Genomic DNA, 15,463 nt, shown 5'->3' on the forward strand with positions numbered 1-15,463 from the left:
GCGCGTCGCCACACGCTACGACAAGAGCAAGGAATCTTACCTCGGATTCGTCGCCATTGCCGCAGTCAAACTCTGGCTACCCTTTGTCCACGAAGCCTAGCCCTTATTCGTCTTCGAGGGGCCTATTGTGGCGCCGTGGAAGTTGGCGTTTATTCTTGAATCCGCGAAGTCATCAATTCGCAATTTTCTCGATTTGTAGACCGAAACCCGGAAGCCGGCAGTCGTTTTCAGACCGGACAGCATTCGATGGGGAGACGTCCAATGTTGAAGAAGATCAGCGTGATCGCCGCAGTTTCATTCGCTCTTGCGGGTTGCGCGACCACTCCGGTAGTCACCAGCCAGACGGTCATCGTCGCCGGCGTCGGGCCGGTGGAGATCGAGCGGGTCGATGTCGAGGTCGCCGCGGTCGATCCCGCCAAGCGCCTGGTGGTCGTCAGGCAGGGCCGCCAGACCTGGCCCGTCGCCGTGCCGCCGGTATTCGGGGACTTGCAGAACCTGCGCCCGGGCGACAGGGTCGAGGTTCGCCGCGTCGAAGGCGTGATCCTCGACGTCAAGCGGGCCCGGAAAGGCGCCAAGCCGGCGATCATCTACACCGAGGCCTCGGCCGGCTCCTCCTTCCAGAATCTGCCGGAGCGCTTCGTCGCGCGGTCGCTGACGGTGACGGCGCGATTCGAGAGTTTCGATCCGGCGACGAACGTCGTCAGCTATGTCGGCCCGGCCGGGCCTCGGACCCATGTCGTCGCGGATCCCGACATCCAGAACGAGCTGGGTCGCCTGAAGCGCGGCGACATGGTCGAGCTGAGCTTCGCCGAAGCCTTCCTGCTCCAGAAAACCTGACCGCGTTCGCACGCAGCCCTTGCGGGTGTGACTGCGAGGCGCAGCCTCCTCCTCGACAGGGAGATGGGGGTTGCGCCTGCAGCGGCAGTGGATGGTGCAAAAAGCGCGGCTCGAACCTAGCCGGCTCGATGGTCGCCGAATTGTCGCATAAATCGCCCAATGCTGCCGGTTCACGCTGAGCGGAGCCGGCATGGACTATTTCAGGCGCTTCACCTTCCTGTTCGCGACGCCGAACTTCGATGCCGAGGATCTCGAAGGCATCCGCTTCAACCAGATCATCGAGGAGATCGAGCGCTCGGGCTTCGAGGTGGTCAAGGCGCGCAAGCTCGAGGATGCCGAGATCGCGGTCCAGACCGATGCCGCCATCGGCTGCATGGTGGTCGACTGGGGCAAGAAGGGGCTGGAAGGCAAGACCGCCGCGCTGATCAACCTGATGCGCCGGCGCGGCCTCGACTTTCCGATCATCCTGCTGATCCGGCGCAAGCGCTTCGAGGACGTGCCGGTCGAGGTGCTCGATTTCATCGACGGCTATATCTTCCTCTCGGAGGAGACGCCGCCCTTCATCGCCAAGAGCCTGATCAGCCGTCTCAAGCAATATGCCGAGACGCTGAAGACGCCGTTCTTCGGCGCCCTCGTCGACTATGCCGAGGAAGGCAACCATCTCTGGACCTGTCCCGGCCACAATGGCGGCGTGTTCTACAGCCGCAGCCCGATCGGGCGGGTGTTCATGGAGCATCTCGGCGAGGCGGTCTTCCGCGACGACCTCGACAACTCCGTGCTCGATCTCGGCGACCTCCTCACCCATGAGGGGCCCGCCCTGAAGGCGCAAAAGGAAGCGGCGCAGATCTTCGGGGCCGAGAAGACCTATTTCGTCCTGAACGGCACCTCGACCTCGAACAAGGTCGCGCTCGCGGCCCTGGTCACCGATGGCGACCTCGTCCTGTTCGACCGCAACAACCACAAGGCCGCCCATCACGGCGCGCTGCTGATCGCCGGCGGCATACCGGTCTACATCCCGACCGCGCGCAATGCCTGGGGCCTGATCGGCCCAATGCGCTGGGAGAGCTTCGACGAGGAGGCGCTGCGCGAGCGCATTCGCACCAATCCGCTGGTCAAGGATGTCGAGGCCTGGACAAAGCCGCGCCCGTTCCGCGTCGCCGTGGTCGAGCAGTGCACCTATGACGGCACGATCCACTCGGCCCAGATGATCCTCGATAAGATCGGCCACCTCTGCGAGTACATCCTCTTCGACGAGGCCTGGGCCGGCTTCATGAAATTCCACCCGCTCTATGCCGGGCGCTTCGCCATGGGGCTGACGGGCTTGGGGCCGGACTCGCCCGGCATCATCGCGACGCAATCGACCCACAAGCAGCTCGCCAGCTTCAGCCAGGCCTCGCAGATCCACATCAAGGACCGACACATCAAGGGCCAGAAGCGGCGGGTCGAGCACCGGCGCTTCAACGAGAGCTTCATGCAATACGCCTCGACCTCGCCGTTCTATCCGCTCTTCGCCTCGCTCGATGTCGGTGCGCAGATGATGAAGGGTCGTTCCGGCGAAGTGCTCTGGGACGACACGATCCGGCTCGGCATCGAATTGCGCAAGAAGATCCGGGCCGTGCGCCGCGAATTCGAGGAGAAGGAGACCAGGCCCGATCGGCGCTGGTTCTTCGAGCCATTCGTGCCGGACCGGGTCAGCATCGCCGACGCCTCGCGCGAAGGCGCCGTCCATGACGTCGCCTGGGAAATGGTCGCGACCGATCAGCTCGCCAGCAATCCCAACTATTGGCAGCTGGCGCCGGATGCGGGCTGGCACGGTTTTTCCGGGATGGAGCCGGGCTTTGCCATAACCGACCCCAACAAGCTGACCCTGCTGACGCCCGGCTTCGACCGCGAGACCGGCGCCTATGCCGAGCATGGCATCCCGGCGCCGGTCGTCGCCCAGTTCCTGCGCGAGAACCGGATCGTCGCCGAGAAGAACGACCTCAACTCGCTGCTCTTCCTGCTCACGCCGGGCGTCGAGGCGAGCAAGGCCGGCACGCTGATCAGCGGGCTCGTCGCCTTCAAGAAGCTGCACGACGACAACGCTCTGCTGGAAGAGGCGATCCCCGAATTCTACCGGCGCCGGCCCGGACGCTATGCCGGCGTGCGCCTGCGCGACCTTTGCGGAGAGATGCACCGCTTCTTCCGCGACCACGATGTCAGCGGCCTGCAGAACCGGCAGTTCTCGTCCGAGCATCTGCCGGAGATGGCGATGTCGCCGCATGATGCGGCGCGCTGCCTGACGCGCAACGATGTCGACTATCTGCCGATCGACGCCATCGCCGGCCGGATCGCGACGACGCCCTTCGTCGTCTACCCGCCGGGCATCGCCACCATCGTCCCCGGCGAGCGGCTGACCGAACGGGCCAAGCCGATGATCGACTATCTCAAGATGTTCGAGGCCTGCTTCAACGCCTTCCCCGGCTTCGAGGTCGAGATCCAGGGCGTCTATCGCGAGTTCGATGCCGAAGGGCGGGTGCGGCTCCATACTTATGTCGTCAGCGAGCAGGCGCAGGGCTAAGGGTCGCGACGGCATATGGAGAGCGACCTACCGATCATCATCCGTCCCTCCCGCGACGACGATGTCGAGCCGATGCTGGCGATCTATCGCCGGCATATCCGCCATGGCATCGAGGCCGGCGTCGAGGACACCGGCACGCCGCAGCCGGACGATCTCAAGGACCGGCGCAAGAACCTGCGCAGCCGCAAGCTGCCGCATCTGGTCGCGACCCGCGGCGGCGAGGTCGTCGGCTATGCCTATGTCGTGCTGTTTCGCAAACGGCCGGCCTATCGCTTCACCGTGAAGCACTCAATCTACGTCCATCACCATCATCTCGGCCGCGGCATCGGACGGCTCTTGATGCAGGCGCTGATCGACGCCTGCGCCGCTGCCGGCTTTCGCCAGATGATTGGCTATATCGACGCCGAGAACGGCGCCTCGCTCGCCCTGCATGAGCGCTTCGGCTTCGCCCGCGTGGGGCTGTTGCCGGGTGTCGCCTATCGCCACGGCAAATGGTCCGACAGCGTCATGGTGCAGAGATCGCTGGGGCCGGGTGCGACGCAGCCGATTGGGTGAGGCGGAATGTCGGCTTGCGACCCGTTGCCGACATCAGCACTACGATCCCCCACCCGGTGAGAAGAAGCAGAGCAACTCGCCCGCATCGTTCATGCAGAGATGGAAGAACCCGTCCGGCGAAAGACGGGCCTTCTGATAGGGGATGTCGAGCACGGCCGGCTGGCGGCGCTCGCTGGCCCACATCGGATGGCGGCCGGGCATGATCGTCACGACGAAGCCGGACGGAGTCTCCCGCACCTCGCTTGGATCGATCCGCGCGCAATCGGCCTCGGAGCAGCATTCGAACGGATAGTCCCAGCCGCCCGGCGCCCGATGCGCATGCGTCTGCGTGGCGCCCGCGGCGAGCAGCATCGCGATCGAGGCAAGAGCACGCATTGGCCAGTCCCCGTATCGAGCTTCCGGTTCGAAAGCGGCAGATCGAAGGCGCTGCCTTCCACCCGCATCGCCCCGCCAGGTTCACCCCGAGGCCGGAGTATGGTAGCTCGGCGCCATGACCGCATCCATCCGGCTTCGCTGACCTCATCGAGCGCACGTCCGCAGCCCGCCTCACCGAGAGCGGGCGCGATCGATTCTGCCTTGATGACGAAAGCGAACCAAGATGCACACCTTTGAACTGCCTGCCGATCCCGCCTTCTGGCAGGATCCCGCACCCTTCTTCCAATCTGCCCTGGCTACCGGCGACGGCCTCTTCGCATCGACCGGCGGCCTGTCCGTACTAGGCTATGAGGCGCTCTTCGCGCTTGGGCGCGACCCGCGCCTCGATGGCCATCCCTTCCCGCCCGAAGGTCTCGGCCCGGACAAGGCCGATATCCACGCCTTGCTGCGCTGGGGCCTGTTCACCCTGGCGGGGCCCGAACATCGCGGCCTGCGGCAAGCGGTCATTGCCGGGCTGTCGGCCCAGCGGATCGAGGCGTTGCGGCCCACGATCCGGCATCTGGCCGATGCGGCGCGCCGGGACCTGCTCGGCGCAGCGAATCCGGACCTGGTCCGCGACTTCGTCGCACCGCTTTCCGCCCGCGCCTTCTGTGCACTTGCCGGGATAGACCAGCAACAGGCAGGCCGGATCGGCTTTGCAATAGCCGTCATCGGCGAGCAATTGTCCTTCGCGCCGGCGCCGGACAGGCTCGCCGCCGCGAACCGGGAGGCGCGCGGCCTGCTGCGGCTTCTGCACGAGCTCGAATCCGAGGGCCAATCAGGGCTGATGCGCGACATCGCGGCGCGATTGCCGTCGGGGAGCGCCGCCAAGGCTGCAGATCTGGTCGCAGGCTTTGCATTCGACGCCGTCGAAACGACGATCTCGGGCGTGTTCTGCGTCCTCGACTACCTGATGCAACAAGAGCAATTGCGCCTCGACCTGTCGGCCGGACAGTACACGCTTTCCGATGCGGTGCAGGAGGCGTTCCGGCTGACCTCGCCAACGATCCTCACCGCCAGGATGGCGGCCGAGGACATCGTCTGGCGCGGCGAGACGATTGCCGCCGGCACTTCATTGACGATGTGGTGGCCGTCGGGCAATCTGGATGGATGGGCCTTCGAACAGCCGACGCGGTTCGATCCAGCCCGGCCAGCGAAACGGCACCTCGCCTTCGGCGTTGGCGGCCATGGCTGCCTCGGCCGGCAGCTCGCTTCGCTGCTCGCCGAAGAGGCCGTGCGCGCTCTGCTGTTCAGTGGCGGGCCGCAACCTGTCAGGATCGGCGAAACACGGTTCCTGCCGCGCTTCTCGCGTTTGAGTGAAAGCGCGCCGATCCGTTTCGTGTGACGGCAACGCGGCCTCCTGCACGATCGGGGGGCCGCAAACTCTCGAAACTGCCTGAGAAACACCGGTTCGGATAGAGCAGGCCAAACCTCGGCGGGATAATAGCGCCCCAAATGCGTCTTGTCTGTCAAGTGGCTTCTTGCACAGCGCCGAGGCACCTGCAAAGCTTGCATGATCGCACAAGGGCCATGAGGTCCGGCAAACCCGCGACAGACGGGGCGACAGGGTGGAGACGACGATCGTGCCAAGCGCAGCCGCCGGCGTGGCGGATACCTTTCCCAAGCTCTTGCTGCGCAATGCGCGGGAGCGCGGCGCACGTACGGCCTTCCGTCACAAGGACCTCGGCATCTGGCAATCCTGGACCTGGGCCGAGGTCGCCGAGCAGATCCGCGCCTATGCAAAGGGATTCGAGCTGCTCGGGCTGAAGCGCGGCGAGACCGTCGCGATCATCGGCTACAACCGGCCGCGCCTGTACTGGTCGATGGCGGCGGCGCAATGGCTCGGCGCGATCCCGGTGCCGGTCTATGCCGACAGCGTCGCCGACGAGATGGCCTATGTGCTGGACCATGCCGGGGCGGTCTTCGCCTGCGTGCAGGATCAGGAGCAGGTCGACAAGGTGCTCTCCGTCGCCGAGCGCCTCCCGAATCTGCGTCACATGCTTTATGACGAGCCGCGCGGCCTGCGCGACTACGACCATGCCAAGCTGCACGACATCGGCAACGTGATCGAGGCCGGGCGTGCTGCACTCAAGGACGCCGCCGCCTCCGCCGCGCATGACCGCGAGATGGAGCAGGGCAAGAGCGACGACCTCGCCATCATCCTCTACACCTCCGGCACGACCGGCCGGCCCAAGGGGGTGATGCTCACCCATTTCAACGTCATCACCGCCGCCGAGATCGGCTGCAGCTTCGACGGGCTGAACGAGAACGACGAGATCATCGCCTATCTGCCGATCGCCTGGGTCGGCGACCACGTCTTCTCCTATGCCCAGGCGATCATCGCCGGCTTCTGCGTCAACTGCCCGGAAGGGCCGGAGACCGTGGTCGACGACCGCCGCGAGATCGGCACCACCTACGCCTTCGCGCCGCCGCGCGTCTTCGAGACCATGCTGACCTTGACCATGGTGCGCATGGAGGATGCCGGCCCGCTGATGCGGAAGCTCTTCCACTACTTCCTCGGCGTCGCCAAGCAGCATGGCGAGAAGATCCTGAACGGCGAACCCGTACCGCTCTCCGCCCGCCTGCTCTACAAGCTCGGCGACATCATCATCTACGCGCCTTTGCGCAACCGCTTCGGCCTGACCAACATCAAGGTCGGCTACACCGCCGGCGAAGCGATCGGCCCCGAGCTCTTTCGCTTCTACCGCTCGATCGGCGTCAACCTGAAGCAGCTCTATGGACAGACCGAGGCCGGCGTCTACATCACCATGCAGCCGGACGGCGAGATCAAGGCCGACACGGTCGGCAAGCCGGCGCCGCAGGTCGAGATCAAGATCGCCGACAATGGCGAAGTGCTCTACCGCTCGCCCTCGATCTTCCGCGGCTACTACAAGGACGACGAGAAGACCGCCGAGACGATGACCGATGACGGCTATGTCCGCTCGGGCGATGCCGGCTTCTTCGACGAGAGCGGCCACCTCAAGATCATCGACCGCGCCAAAGATGTCGGCAAGCTCAACTCGGGCGAGCTTTTCCCGCCGAAATACATCGAGAACAAGCTGAAATTCTATCCGAACATCAAGGAGGTGGTCGCCTTCGGCCAGGGCCGCGACTACGCCACCGTCGCGCTCAACATCGACCTGACCGCCGTCGGCAATTGGGCCGAGCGCAACAACGTCGTCTACGCCTCCTATCAGGAGCTCGCCGGCCATCCGCAGGTCTACGAGATGATGGCCAAGCATGTCGACGAGGTGAACCGCTCGCTGGCGGCCGAACCGATGATGGGCGGCGCCCAGATCAAGCGCTTCCTGATCCTGCACAAGGAGCTCGACGCCGACGATGGCGAGCTGACCCGCACCCAGAAGGTCCGGCGCGGCTTCATCGCCGAGCGTTACGCCCCGCTGGTCGAGGCTTTGTACAACGGCTCGACCCAAGCGGACATTTCTACGGAAGTGACCTTCGAGGACGGCCGCAAGGGCGTGATCTCGGCCACCGTGAAGGTGGCCGACGCGAAGATCTACCCGGTCACCGCGCCAGCAGCGACCTCTGCGACGAAGGAGGCGGCATGAACGCGCATTCCATGGCCGTCACCGGCGAGCCGGTCACGCAGAAGGGCGAGGTGCTGCTCTCGGTCGAGAACGTCTCGCTGCGCTTCGGCGGGGTGAAGGCGATCACCGATGTCTCCTTCGACATCCGCAAGGGCGAGATCCGCGCCATCATCGGCCCCAACGGCGCCGGCAAGACCTCGATGCTCAACTGCATCAACGGCTTCTACCATCCGCAGGAAGGCCGGATCACTTATAAGGGCGTGCGCCGCGCCAAGGTCAGGCCGCACCAAGCCGCCGCCGCCGGCATCGCCCGCACCTTCCAGAACGTCGCCTTGTTCAAGGGCATGTCGACGCTCGACAACATCATGACCGGGCGCACACTCAAGATGCGCAAGGGCTTCTTCTGGCAGGCGCTGCGCCACGGGCCGGCGATGGACGAGGAGATCGAGCATCGCAAGGTCGTCGAGGACATCATCGACTTCCTGCAGATCCAGCACATCCGCAAATTGCCGGTCGGCAAATTGCCCTATGGCCTGCAGAAGCGGGTCGAGCTTGGCCGGGCGCTCGCGATGGAGCCCGAGCTGCTGCTGCTCGACGAGCCGATGGCCGGCATGAACCTCGAGGAGAAAGAAGACATGTGCCGCTTCATCCTCGACGTGAACAACCAGTTCGGCACGACCATCGCCTTGATCGAGCACGATATGGGCGTGGTCATGGACCTCTCCGACCGCGTCGTCGTGCTCGAATACGGCCGCAAGATCGCCGACGGTACCCCGGCCGAGGTCAAGGCCGACCAGCGCGTGATCGACGCCTATCTCGGAGTGGCCCACTGATGGCTGCCACAAGCAAGGACATGAGCGCAAAGGACATGAGCGCATGAGCGACATCGCCGCGCAGCCCGCGCCCAATCTCCTCGCCAATGGCTGGGTCAAGGCCGGCCTGATCGCGGTCGGTCTCGTCGCCGCCGCGCTGATCGGCGCCCGCATCGACCCGACCGGCACGATCCACAGTATCTTCGTCGATCCGTTCAACCAGATGGTCCAGGCGCCGGACCTGCTCGCCCAGACGATCTGGGAGGGCCTGGTCTCCGGCGTGCTCTACGCGCTGATCGCGCTCGGCTTCGTGCTGATCTTCAAGGCGTCGGGCGTCTTCAACTTCGCCCAGGGCATCATGGTGGTGTTCGCGGCGCTGACCCTGGTCGGCCTCTATGAAAAGGGCGTGCCGGCCTTCCTCGCGGTCATCCTCACACTCGGCGTGATGTTCGCCCTCGCAGTGACGATCGAGCGCGTGGTGCTGCGGCCCCTGGTCAACCAGCCCGACATCATCCTGTTCATGGCGACCTTCGGGATCACCTATTTCCTGATCGGCTTCGGCGAATCCATCTTCGGCGGCAATCCCAAGCAGATGATCGCCGAGCAGCTCTATCTGCCCAAGGGCGCGATCGACCTGAAGATCCTCGGCGGCCTGGTCTCGCTGCAGAAGATCGACATCGCTGCCGCCATCATCGCCTCGCTGATGATCGCCGTGCTGGCGCTGTTCTTCCAGTACACGCGCATCGGAAGAGCCCTGCGGGCGGTGGCCGACAGCCACAAGGCGGCGCTTTCGGTCGGCATCTCGCTCAACCAGATCTGGGTGATCGTCTGGTTCACCGCCGGCATCGTCGCGCTGATCACCGGCATCATGTGGGGCGCCCGCTCCGACGTCTCCTTCGCGCTCGAGATCGTGGCGCTGAAGGCGCTGCCGGTGTTGATCCTCGGCGGCTTCACCTCGATCCCCGGTGCCATCGTCGGCGGGCTGATCATCGGCATCGGCGAGAAGCTCGGCGAGTTCTATTGGGGGCCGCTGATCGGCGGCGGCATCGAGAGCTGGCTCGCCTATTTCATCGCCCTGGGCTTCCTGCTGTTCCGGCCGCAGGGCCTGTTCGGCGACAAGATCATCGAACGCATCTGAGAGGCTGACCCGTGTTCTACCGCGAAGCCGGCCAATACAAGACTAACTACGCCGCCGACATGGCCGTGTTCCCGCTCCGGCAGGACCGGATCGGCATCGCCGTCATCTTAGGCATCGCGCTCGTCGGCATCCCGCTGATCGGCAACGACTTCTTCATCGCCTCGGTGATGATCCCGTTCCTGGTGTTCTCGCTGGCGGCGATCGGGCTCAACATCCTCACCGGCTATACCGGGCTGATCTCGCTCGGCACCGCCGCCTTCATGGGTGTCGGCGCCTATTCCTGCTACAAGTTGACGACCTTCTTCCCTGGCGTGAACATCATCGTCCTGATCTTGCTGTCTGGCCTGTTCTCGGCGGCGATCGGCGTGCTGTTCGGCCTGCCCTCGCTGCGGATCAAGGGCTTCTATCTCGCCGTCGCCACGCTCGCCGCGCAGTTCTTCCTGCAATGGGCCTTCGTGCGCGTGCCCTGGCTGTTCAACTACAACGCCTCGGGCGCGATCGAGGTGCCGCAGCGCACACTGTTCGGCCTGCCGATCACCGGCGCCTCCGCGACGCCGGAGACGCGCTATTTCATCTGCCTCGGCCTCGTCGTGGTGCTGACCTGGTTCGCCTCGAACCTGGTTCATGGAAAGCTGGGGCGATCCTGGATGGCTGTGCGCGACATGGACATCGCCGCCGAGCTGATGGGCATCAAGCTGCTCAACGCCAAGCTCACCGCTTTCGCCGTCTCCTCCTATTTCGCCGGGGTCGCCGGGGCGATGATGATCTTCCTCTGGTATGGCGGCGGCGAAGCCAACGACGTCTTCACCATCCGCCTGTCCTTCACCATCCTGTTCATGGTGATCATCGGTGGTCTCGGCTCGTTGATCGGCTCATTCTTCGGCGCCGCCTTCCTCTCGGCCCTGCCGACGGCGCTGAAATTCGGCCTGCCGGCGCTGGGCGTGCCGATCGGGGGCGCCACCGCCGAGCACGTCACCTTCATGCTGGTCGGCGCGCTGATCATCATCTTCCTGATCGTCGAGCCGCACGGCCTGGCGCGCCTCTGGCAGATCGGGAAGCAGAAATTGCGGACGTGGCCCTTCCCCTATTGAGGCGGGGAGCAGGACCCAAGGACAACGACCCGCCGCGGTCTTCAAGCGGCGGGCAAGCGAAGACGGGACGGCTCGGCCGGACCCGGCAACCACGGAGGAAGGCCTATGAAAACGAGCAGCATCATCAGGAGCGTCGCCGTCGGCGCGCTTCTCGCCGCCGGAGTGATCGCCGCCCCGGCCTATGCGCAGGAGACGATCTACTTCTCCAATAACGCCTATCGTACCGGTCCGTTCTCGGGCTCCGGCATCCCGATCGGCGACGGTATGCGCGACTACATCTCGATGATCAACGAGCGCGACGGCGGCGTGAACGGCGTCAAGATCGTCTACGAGGAGTGCGAGACCGGTTACGACACCAAGAAGTCGATCGAGTGCTACGAGCAGGTCAAGTCGAAGACCATCGTCTACAGCCCGTGGTCGACCGGCGCGACGCTGGCGGCGATTCCGCGCGCCCATGTCGACAAGCTGCCGATCCTGTCGATGGCCTACGGCCTCTCGGCTTCGGCCGACGGCACCAACTTCCCCTGGGTCTTCATCCCGCCGCTGACCTATTGGGACGGCGCCTCGGTGATGGTGAAGCACATGGCGAACGAGCTCGGCGGCATAGACAAGCTCAAGGGCAAGAAGCTCGGCCTGATCCATCTCGACGCGCCCTTCGGCAAGGAGCCGATCCCGGTGCTCGAGAGCCTCGCCAAGAAATACGGCTTCGAGCTCAAGCTCTATCCGGTCGCCGCGGCCGACATGCAGAACCAGGGGTCGCTCTGGCTCTCGATCCGCCGCGACCGGCCGGACTTCCTCTACAACCAGGGCTGGGGCGCGATGAACCCGACCGCGGTCAAGGAGGCCATTAAAAACAACTTCCCGATCAACAAGCTGGTCGGCGTCTGGTGGGCCGGCGGTGACGACGACGCCCGCGCCGGCGGCGCCGAGGCCAAGGGCTACCGCTCGCTGAACTTCAACGCGGCCGGCCAGAACTTCCCGGTGATCCAGGACATCCTCAAGCATGTCGTGGACAAGGGGAAGAGCACGACGCCGAAGGAGAAGGTCGGCGAGAACCTCTATAATCGCGGCGTCTACAACTCGATGCTCGTGGTCGAGGCGATCCGCACCGCCCAGAAGCTGACCGGCAAGAAGGTGATCACCCCCGAGGACATGCGCCGCGGGCTGGAGAACCTGAACATCGACGAGGCCCGGCTCAAGGAAATCGGCATGGCCGGCTTCGCCTCACCGGTGAAGGTCAGCTGCACCGACCATTCCGGGCACCACAAGGCCTATGTCGCCGAATGGGACGGCACCAAGTGGACCCAGAAGGGCGACTGGATCGAGCCGATGAAGGACGAGGTCCGGCCGCTGATCGAGGCCAACGCCAAGGACTATGTCGAGAAGGCCGGCAATTGGCCCAAGCGCACCGAGCCTTGCGAGAAGTCCTCCTGATCTGACGAGTGCCAAGCCTTCTCCCCTCCGGGGGAGAAGGTGTCTGCGAAGCAGACGGATGGGGGAAGTCCTGCACCACCTCATCCGTCTGTCCCTCATCCGACCCGGCTGACGCCGGGCCACCTTCTCCCCCGAGGGAGAAGGATTGGAGGTTCAATGTCGATCGCCACCCTCGATAAGCCCACCACCGCCGCGGCGACGGACACGATCCTGTCGCTGAACAATATCGAGGTGATCTACGATCACGTCATCCTGGTGCTGAAGGGCGTCTCGCTGACCGTGCCGCGCAAGGGCATCGTCGCGATCCTCGGCGCCAACGGCGCCGGCAAGACCACGACGCTGAAGGCGATCTCGAACCTCCTCAAGGCCGAACGCGGCGAGGTCACCAAAGGCTCGATCGTCTTCGACGGCGAACGGGTCGACAAGATGTCGCCGAACGAGCTGGTGCGCCGCGGCTGCATCCAGGTGATGGAAGGCCGGCACTGCTTCGGCCATCTCTCGATCGAGGAGAACCTCTTGACCGGCGCTTTCACCCGGCGCGACGGCAATGCCGCGATCAAGCGCGACCTCGAGAAGATCTACGAGCTTTTCCCGCGGCTTAAACAGCGCCGCAACTCGCAGGCTGGCTACACCTCCGGCGGCGAACAGCAGATGTGTGCCATCGGCCGCGCCATGATGAGCAAACCCAAGATGATCCTGCTTGACGAGCCGTCCATGGGCCTCGCGCCGCAGATCGTCGAGGAAATCTTCGAGATCGTTCGTCAGCTCAACGACAAGGAGGACGTCTCCTTCCTCGTCGCCGAGCAGAACACCAACATGGCGCTGCGCTACGCCACCTATGGCTACATCATGGAAACCGGCCGCGTCGTCATGGACGGCGAAGCCAAGATGCTGCGCGAGAACGAGGACGTGAAGGAATTCTATCTGGGCGTCGCCGAGGGCAACAAGAAATCCTTCCGCGAGGTCAAGAGCTACAAGCGCCGCAAGCGCTGGCTGTCATAGTCCGGCCGGGATCGGCAGGGCATTTCTTCGCCCATGCTTTACCTCATCATCGCCCTCGGGCTTCTCGCGCTGATCCTCGGTCCGCAATTCTGGGTCCGCCACGTCATGGACAGGCACGCCGCCGACAGGCCCGATCTGCCCGGCACCGGGGGCGAGCTCGCGCGCCATCTGCTCGATCGCTACGGGCTGGACAAGGTCGTCGTCGAGACCACCGCTGCTGGCGGCGACCACTACGATCCAGATGCCCGCATTGTGCGGCTCTCGCCCAAGAACCATGACGGCCGCTCGATCACCGCGGTCGCGGTCGCCGCACATGAGGTCGCCCACGCCATCCAGCATGCGCAGGGCAGCCAGCTCTTCGCGCTGCGCACCCGCCTCGCGCGCCTGCTCGGCACGGTCGATAAAGTCGCGATGGTGGTGCTGGTCGCCGTGCCGATCGTGATGATCTTCACGCGGGTACCGGCGATCGGCCTGTTCCAGTTCGGCGCTGTCATCGCCCTGCTCGGCCTCGGCGTCGTCGTGCACCTGCTGACGCTGCCGGTCGAGTTCGACGCCAGTTTCGGCAAGGCGCTGCCGATCCTCGACCACGACCAATACCTGCATCGCGACGACATGCCGGCGGCGCGCGGCGTGCTGCGGGCGGCGGCGATGACCTATGTCGCGGCCTCGCTGATGGGGCTGCTCGATTTTCTGCGCATCCTGCGCGTCTTCCGTTAGGCGACCTCAAGGGCAAGAGCGATGAGCGAGCATTTCGACGATCTCGAGACCCGGCCGCCCGAGCAGCGCGAGAGCGACCTCTTCGCCAGATTGCCGGCCGTGCTCACTGCCGCGCTGGCGACACCGGGCTATGCCGCGCATCTTAAGGGCATCGATCCGACCGGCGTCACCGACCGTGCCGCGCTCGCGAAGCTGCCGGTGCTGCGCAAGGCCGATTTGCCGGCGTTGCAGAAGGATGCGCCGCCCTTCGGCGGCTTCGTCGGCGTACCGCTCGGCTCTTTCGGCCGGCTCTTCACCTCGCCCGGCCCGATCTTCGAGCCGGAGGGCGCCGGCAGCGATCCCTGGGGCACGGCCCGCGGCCTCCACGCCGCCGGCTTCCGCAAGGGAGACGTCGTTCTCAACACCTTCGGCTATCATCTGACGCCGGGCGGCTTCATCATGGATTCTGCCGCGCGTGCCATCGGCTGCGCCGTGATCCCGGCCGGCCCCGGCAATACCGAGCAGCAGATGGAGGTGATCGGCGCTTACCGGCCGAGCGCCTATACCGGCACGCCGGACTTCCTGAAGCTGTTGATCGAGGCGGCCGATAGCCGCGGCGTCGACACCTCCTGCCTGAAGCGCGCGATCGTCTCGGGCGCCGCCTTCCCGCCCTCGCTGCAGGCCTGGGTGCGCGAAAGGGGCATCGACGCGTATCAGCTCTATGCGACCGCCGATATCGGCCTGATCGCCTATGAGACCAGCGCCCGTGACGGCATGGTGCTCAACGAGAACCTGATCGTCGAGATCGTCCGTCCCGGCACCGGCGACCCCGTCTCCGAGGGCGAGGTCGGCGAGATCGTCGTCACCAGTCTCGATCCGCATCATCCGCAGATTCGCCTTGCCGTCGGCGACCTTACCGCGATCCTGCCGGGGGCGAGCGCATCCGGCCGGACCAATGCGAGGATCAAGGGCTGGCTCGGCCGCGCCGACCAGACGGCGAAGGTCAAGGGCATGTTCGTGCGGCCAGAGCAGGTCGCCGAGATCGCCCGCCGCCATGCCGAGATCGCCAAGCTCCGGCTCGTGATCGGCCGCGCCAACGAGCTCGACACGATGACGCTCAAGGCCGAGATCTATGCCGAGCCGAAGGGCTTCATCGACGCGGTCTCCTTGACCCTGCAGCAGGTCACCAAGCTCAAGGGCTCGGTCGAGGTGCTGCCGCTTGGCGCCCTGCCGAACGACGGCAAGGTCATCGCCGACGAGCGGCCGGTCGGGTAGTCCTTGTAACTCTCATCTTGCCTCATCTGCTATACCAGCGGTTGCGGTGGCAGGCGGAAGACCGACAGCCCTGAGGGACATCAAGCCCGTGGGTGAGCTTG

At 65.1% G+C, this 15,463-nt stretch carries 13 protein-coding genes; 12 read left to right on the forward strand and 1 reads right to left on the reverse strand.

Translation table 11 applies throughout. The annotated features are described in order from the left end of the window. Window positions 1–261 precede the first annotated feature (261 nt). From ACFPOB_RS24425 to ACFPOB_RS24435, 3 genes are all read left to right on the forward strand, one after another. Window positions 262–837, forward strand: a complete 576-nt coding sequence (locus tag ACFPOB_RS24425; RefSeq protein WP_377800955.1) for a putative periplasmic lipoprotein — start codon at window positions 262–264, stop codon at window positions 835–837. 190 nt (window positions 838–1,027) lie between these two features. Beyond that, window positions 1,028–3,397: an Orn/Lys/Arg family decarboxylase gene (locus ACFPOB_RS24430; protein WP_377800956.1), complete on the forward strand. Its 2,370-nt coding sequence runs from the start codon at window positions 1,028–1,030 to the stop codon at window positions 3,395–3,397. 15 nt (window positions 3,398–3,412) lie between these two features. Further along, on the forward strand, window positions 3,413–3,952 hold the full coding sequence (locus ACFPOB_RS24435) for a GNAT family N-acetyltransferase (RefSeq protein WP_377800957.1): 540 nt from the start codon (window positions 3,413–3,415) through the stop codon (window positions 3,950–3,952). Between the two features lie 39 nt (window positions 3,953–3,991). On the opposite strand, the gene ACFPOB_RS24440 is transcribed toward ACFPOB_RS24435, so the two are convergent. Then, window positions 3,992–4,327 (reverse strand): hypothetical protein, encoded by a 336-nt coding sequence (locus tag ACFPOB_RS24440; RefSeq protein ID WP_100959237.1) that lies wholly within the window; start codon window positions 4,325–4,327, stop codon window positions 3,992–3,994. A gap of 223 nt (window positions 4,328–4,550) precedes the next feature. Here ACFPOB_RS24440 and ACFPOB_RS24445 point away from each other — a divergent pair, with 223 nt between their 5' ends. The 9 genes from ACFPOB_RS24445 to ACFPOB_RS24485 all read left to right on the forward strand — a co-directional run bounded on the left by ACFPOB_RS24445 (window position 4,551) and on the right by ACFPOB_RS24485 (window position 15,362). After that, a complete protein-coding gene (locus ACFPOB_RS24445) occupies window positions 4,551–5,711 on the forward strand; it encodes a cytochrome P450 (RefSeq protein WP_377800958.1) in 1,161 nt (386 codons plus the stop codon). A gap of 235 nt (window positions 5,712–5,946) precedes the next feature. Beyond that, window positions 5,947–7,935 carry an AMP-dependent synthetase/ligase gene (locus ACFPOB_RS24450; protein WP_377800965.1) on the forward strand — a complete coding sequence of 663 codons (1,989 nt, stop codon included), beginning with the start codon at window positions 5,947–5,949 and terminating at the stop codon, window positions 7,933–7,935. After that, a complete protein-coding gene (locus ACFPOB_RS24455) occupies window positions 7,932–8,747 on the forward strand; it encodes an ABC transporter ATP-binding protein (protein ID WP_377800959.1) in 816 nt (271 codons plus the stop codon). The genes ACFPOB_RS24450 and ACFPOB_RS24455 overlap by 4 nt, the downstream gene beginning before the upstream one ends. A 202-nt stretch (window positions 8,748–8,949) precedes the next feature. Continuing rightward, a complete protein-coding gene (locus ACFPOB_RS24460) occupies window positions 8,950–9,864 on the forward strand; it encodes a branched-chain amino acid ABC transporter permease (protein WP_377800966.1) in 915 nt (304 codons plus the stop codon). 11 nt (window positions 9,865–9,875) lie between these two features. Then, entirely contained in the window at window positions 9,876–10,955 is a 1,080-nt protein-coding gene (locus tag ACFPOB_RS24465; protein ID WP_377800960.1) for a branched-chain amino acid ABC transporter permease, read from the forward strand. Window positions 10,956–11,060: 105 nt separating this feature from the next. Next, entirely contained in the window at window positions 11,061–12,389 is a 1,329-nt protein-coding gene (locus ACFPOB_RS24470; RefSeq protein ID WP_377800961.1) for an ABC transporter substrate-binding protein, read from the forward strand. A 156-nt stretch (window positions 12,390–12,545) separates the two neighbouring features. Beyond that, window positions 12,546–13,391, forward strand: a complete 846-nt coding sequence (locus ACFPOB_RS24475; protein ID WP_377800962.1) for an ABC transporter ATP-binding protein — start codon at window positions 12,546–12,548, stop codon at window positions 13,389–13,391. 33 nt (window positions 13,392–13,424) lie between these two features. Then, window positions 13,425–14,108: a zinc metallopeptidase gene (locus ACFPOB_RS24480; RefSeq protein ID WP_377800963.1), complete on the forward strand. Its 684-nt coding sequence runs from the start codon at window positions 13,425–13,427 to the stop codon at window positions 14,106–14,108. A gap of 21 nt (window positions 14,109–14,129) precedes the next feature. Then, complete coding sequence (locus ACFPOB_RS24485; protein WP_377800964.1) at window positions 14,130–15,362, forward strand: phenylacetate--CoA ligase family protein; 1,233 nt, start codon at window positions 14,130–14,132, stop codon at window positions 15,360–15,362. Window positions 15,363–15,463 lie beyond the last annotated feature (101 nt).

It is taken from the genome of Allobosea eneae (genome assembly GCF_042657265.1).
Lineage (GTDB): Bacteria > Pseudomonadota > Alphaproteobacteria > Rhizobiales > Beijerinckiaceae > Allobosea > Allobosea eneae.

What these genes read in the sequence shown, in the direction of transcription:
- ACFPOB_RS24440 (WP_100959237.1), bottom strand. Translation starts at nt 4,327, where the DNA reads ATGCGTGCTCTTGCCTCGATCGCGATGCTGCTCGCCGCGGGCGCCACG.
- ACFPOB_RS24485 (WP_377800964.1), top strand. Translation starts at nt 14,130, where the DNA reads ATGAGCGAGCATTTCGACGATCTCGAGACCCGGCCGCCCGAGCAGCGC.
- ACFPOB_RS24460 (WP_377800966.1), top strand. Translation starts at nt 8,950, where the DNA reads ATGGTCCAGGCGCCGGACCTGCTCGCCCAGACGATCTGGGAGGGCCTG.
- ACFPOB_RS24480 (WP_377800963.1), top strand. Translation starts at nt 13,425, where the DNA reads ATGCTTTACCTCATCATCGCCCTCGGGCTTCTCGCGCTGATCCTCGGT.
- ACFPOB_RS24470 (WP_377800961.1), top strand. Translation starts at nt 11,061, where the DNA reads ATGAAAACGAGCAGCATCATCAGGAGCGTCGCCGTCGGCGCGCTTCTC.
- ACFPOB_RS24455 (WP_377800959.1), top strand. Translation starts at nt 7,932, where the DNA reads ATGAACGCGCATTCCATGGCCGTCACCGGCGAGCCGGTCACGCAGAAG.
- ACFPOB_RS24425 (WP_377800955.1), top strand. Translation starts at nt 262, where the DNA reads ATGTTGAAGAAGATCAGCGTGATCGCCGCAGTTTCATTCGCTCTTGCG.
- ACFPOB_RS24430 (WP_377800956.1), top strand. Translation starts at nt 1,028, where the DNA reads ATGGACTATTTCAGGCGCTTCACCTTCCTGTTCGCGACGCCGAACTTC.
- ACFPOB_RS24435 (WP_377800957.1), top strand. Translation starts at nt 3,413, where the DNA reads ATGGAGAGCGACCTACCGATCATCATCCGTCCCTCCCGCGACGACGAT.
- ACFPOB_RS24475 (WP_377800962.1), top strand. Translation starts at nt 12,546, where the DNA reads ATGTCGATCGCCACCCTCGATAAGCCCACCACCGCCGCGGCGACGGAC.
- ACFPOB_RS24445 (WP_377800958.1), top strand. Translation starts at nt 4,551, where the DNA reads ATGCACACCTTTGAACTGCCTGCCGATCCCGCCTTCTGGCAGGATCCC.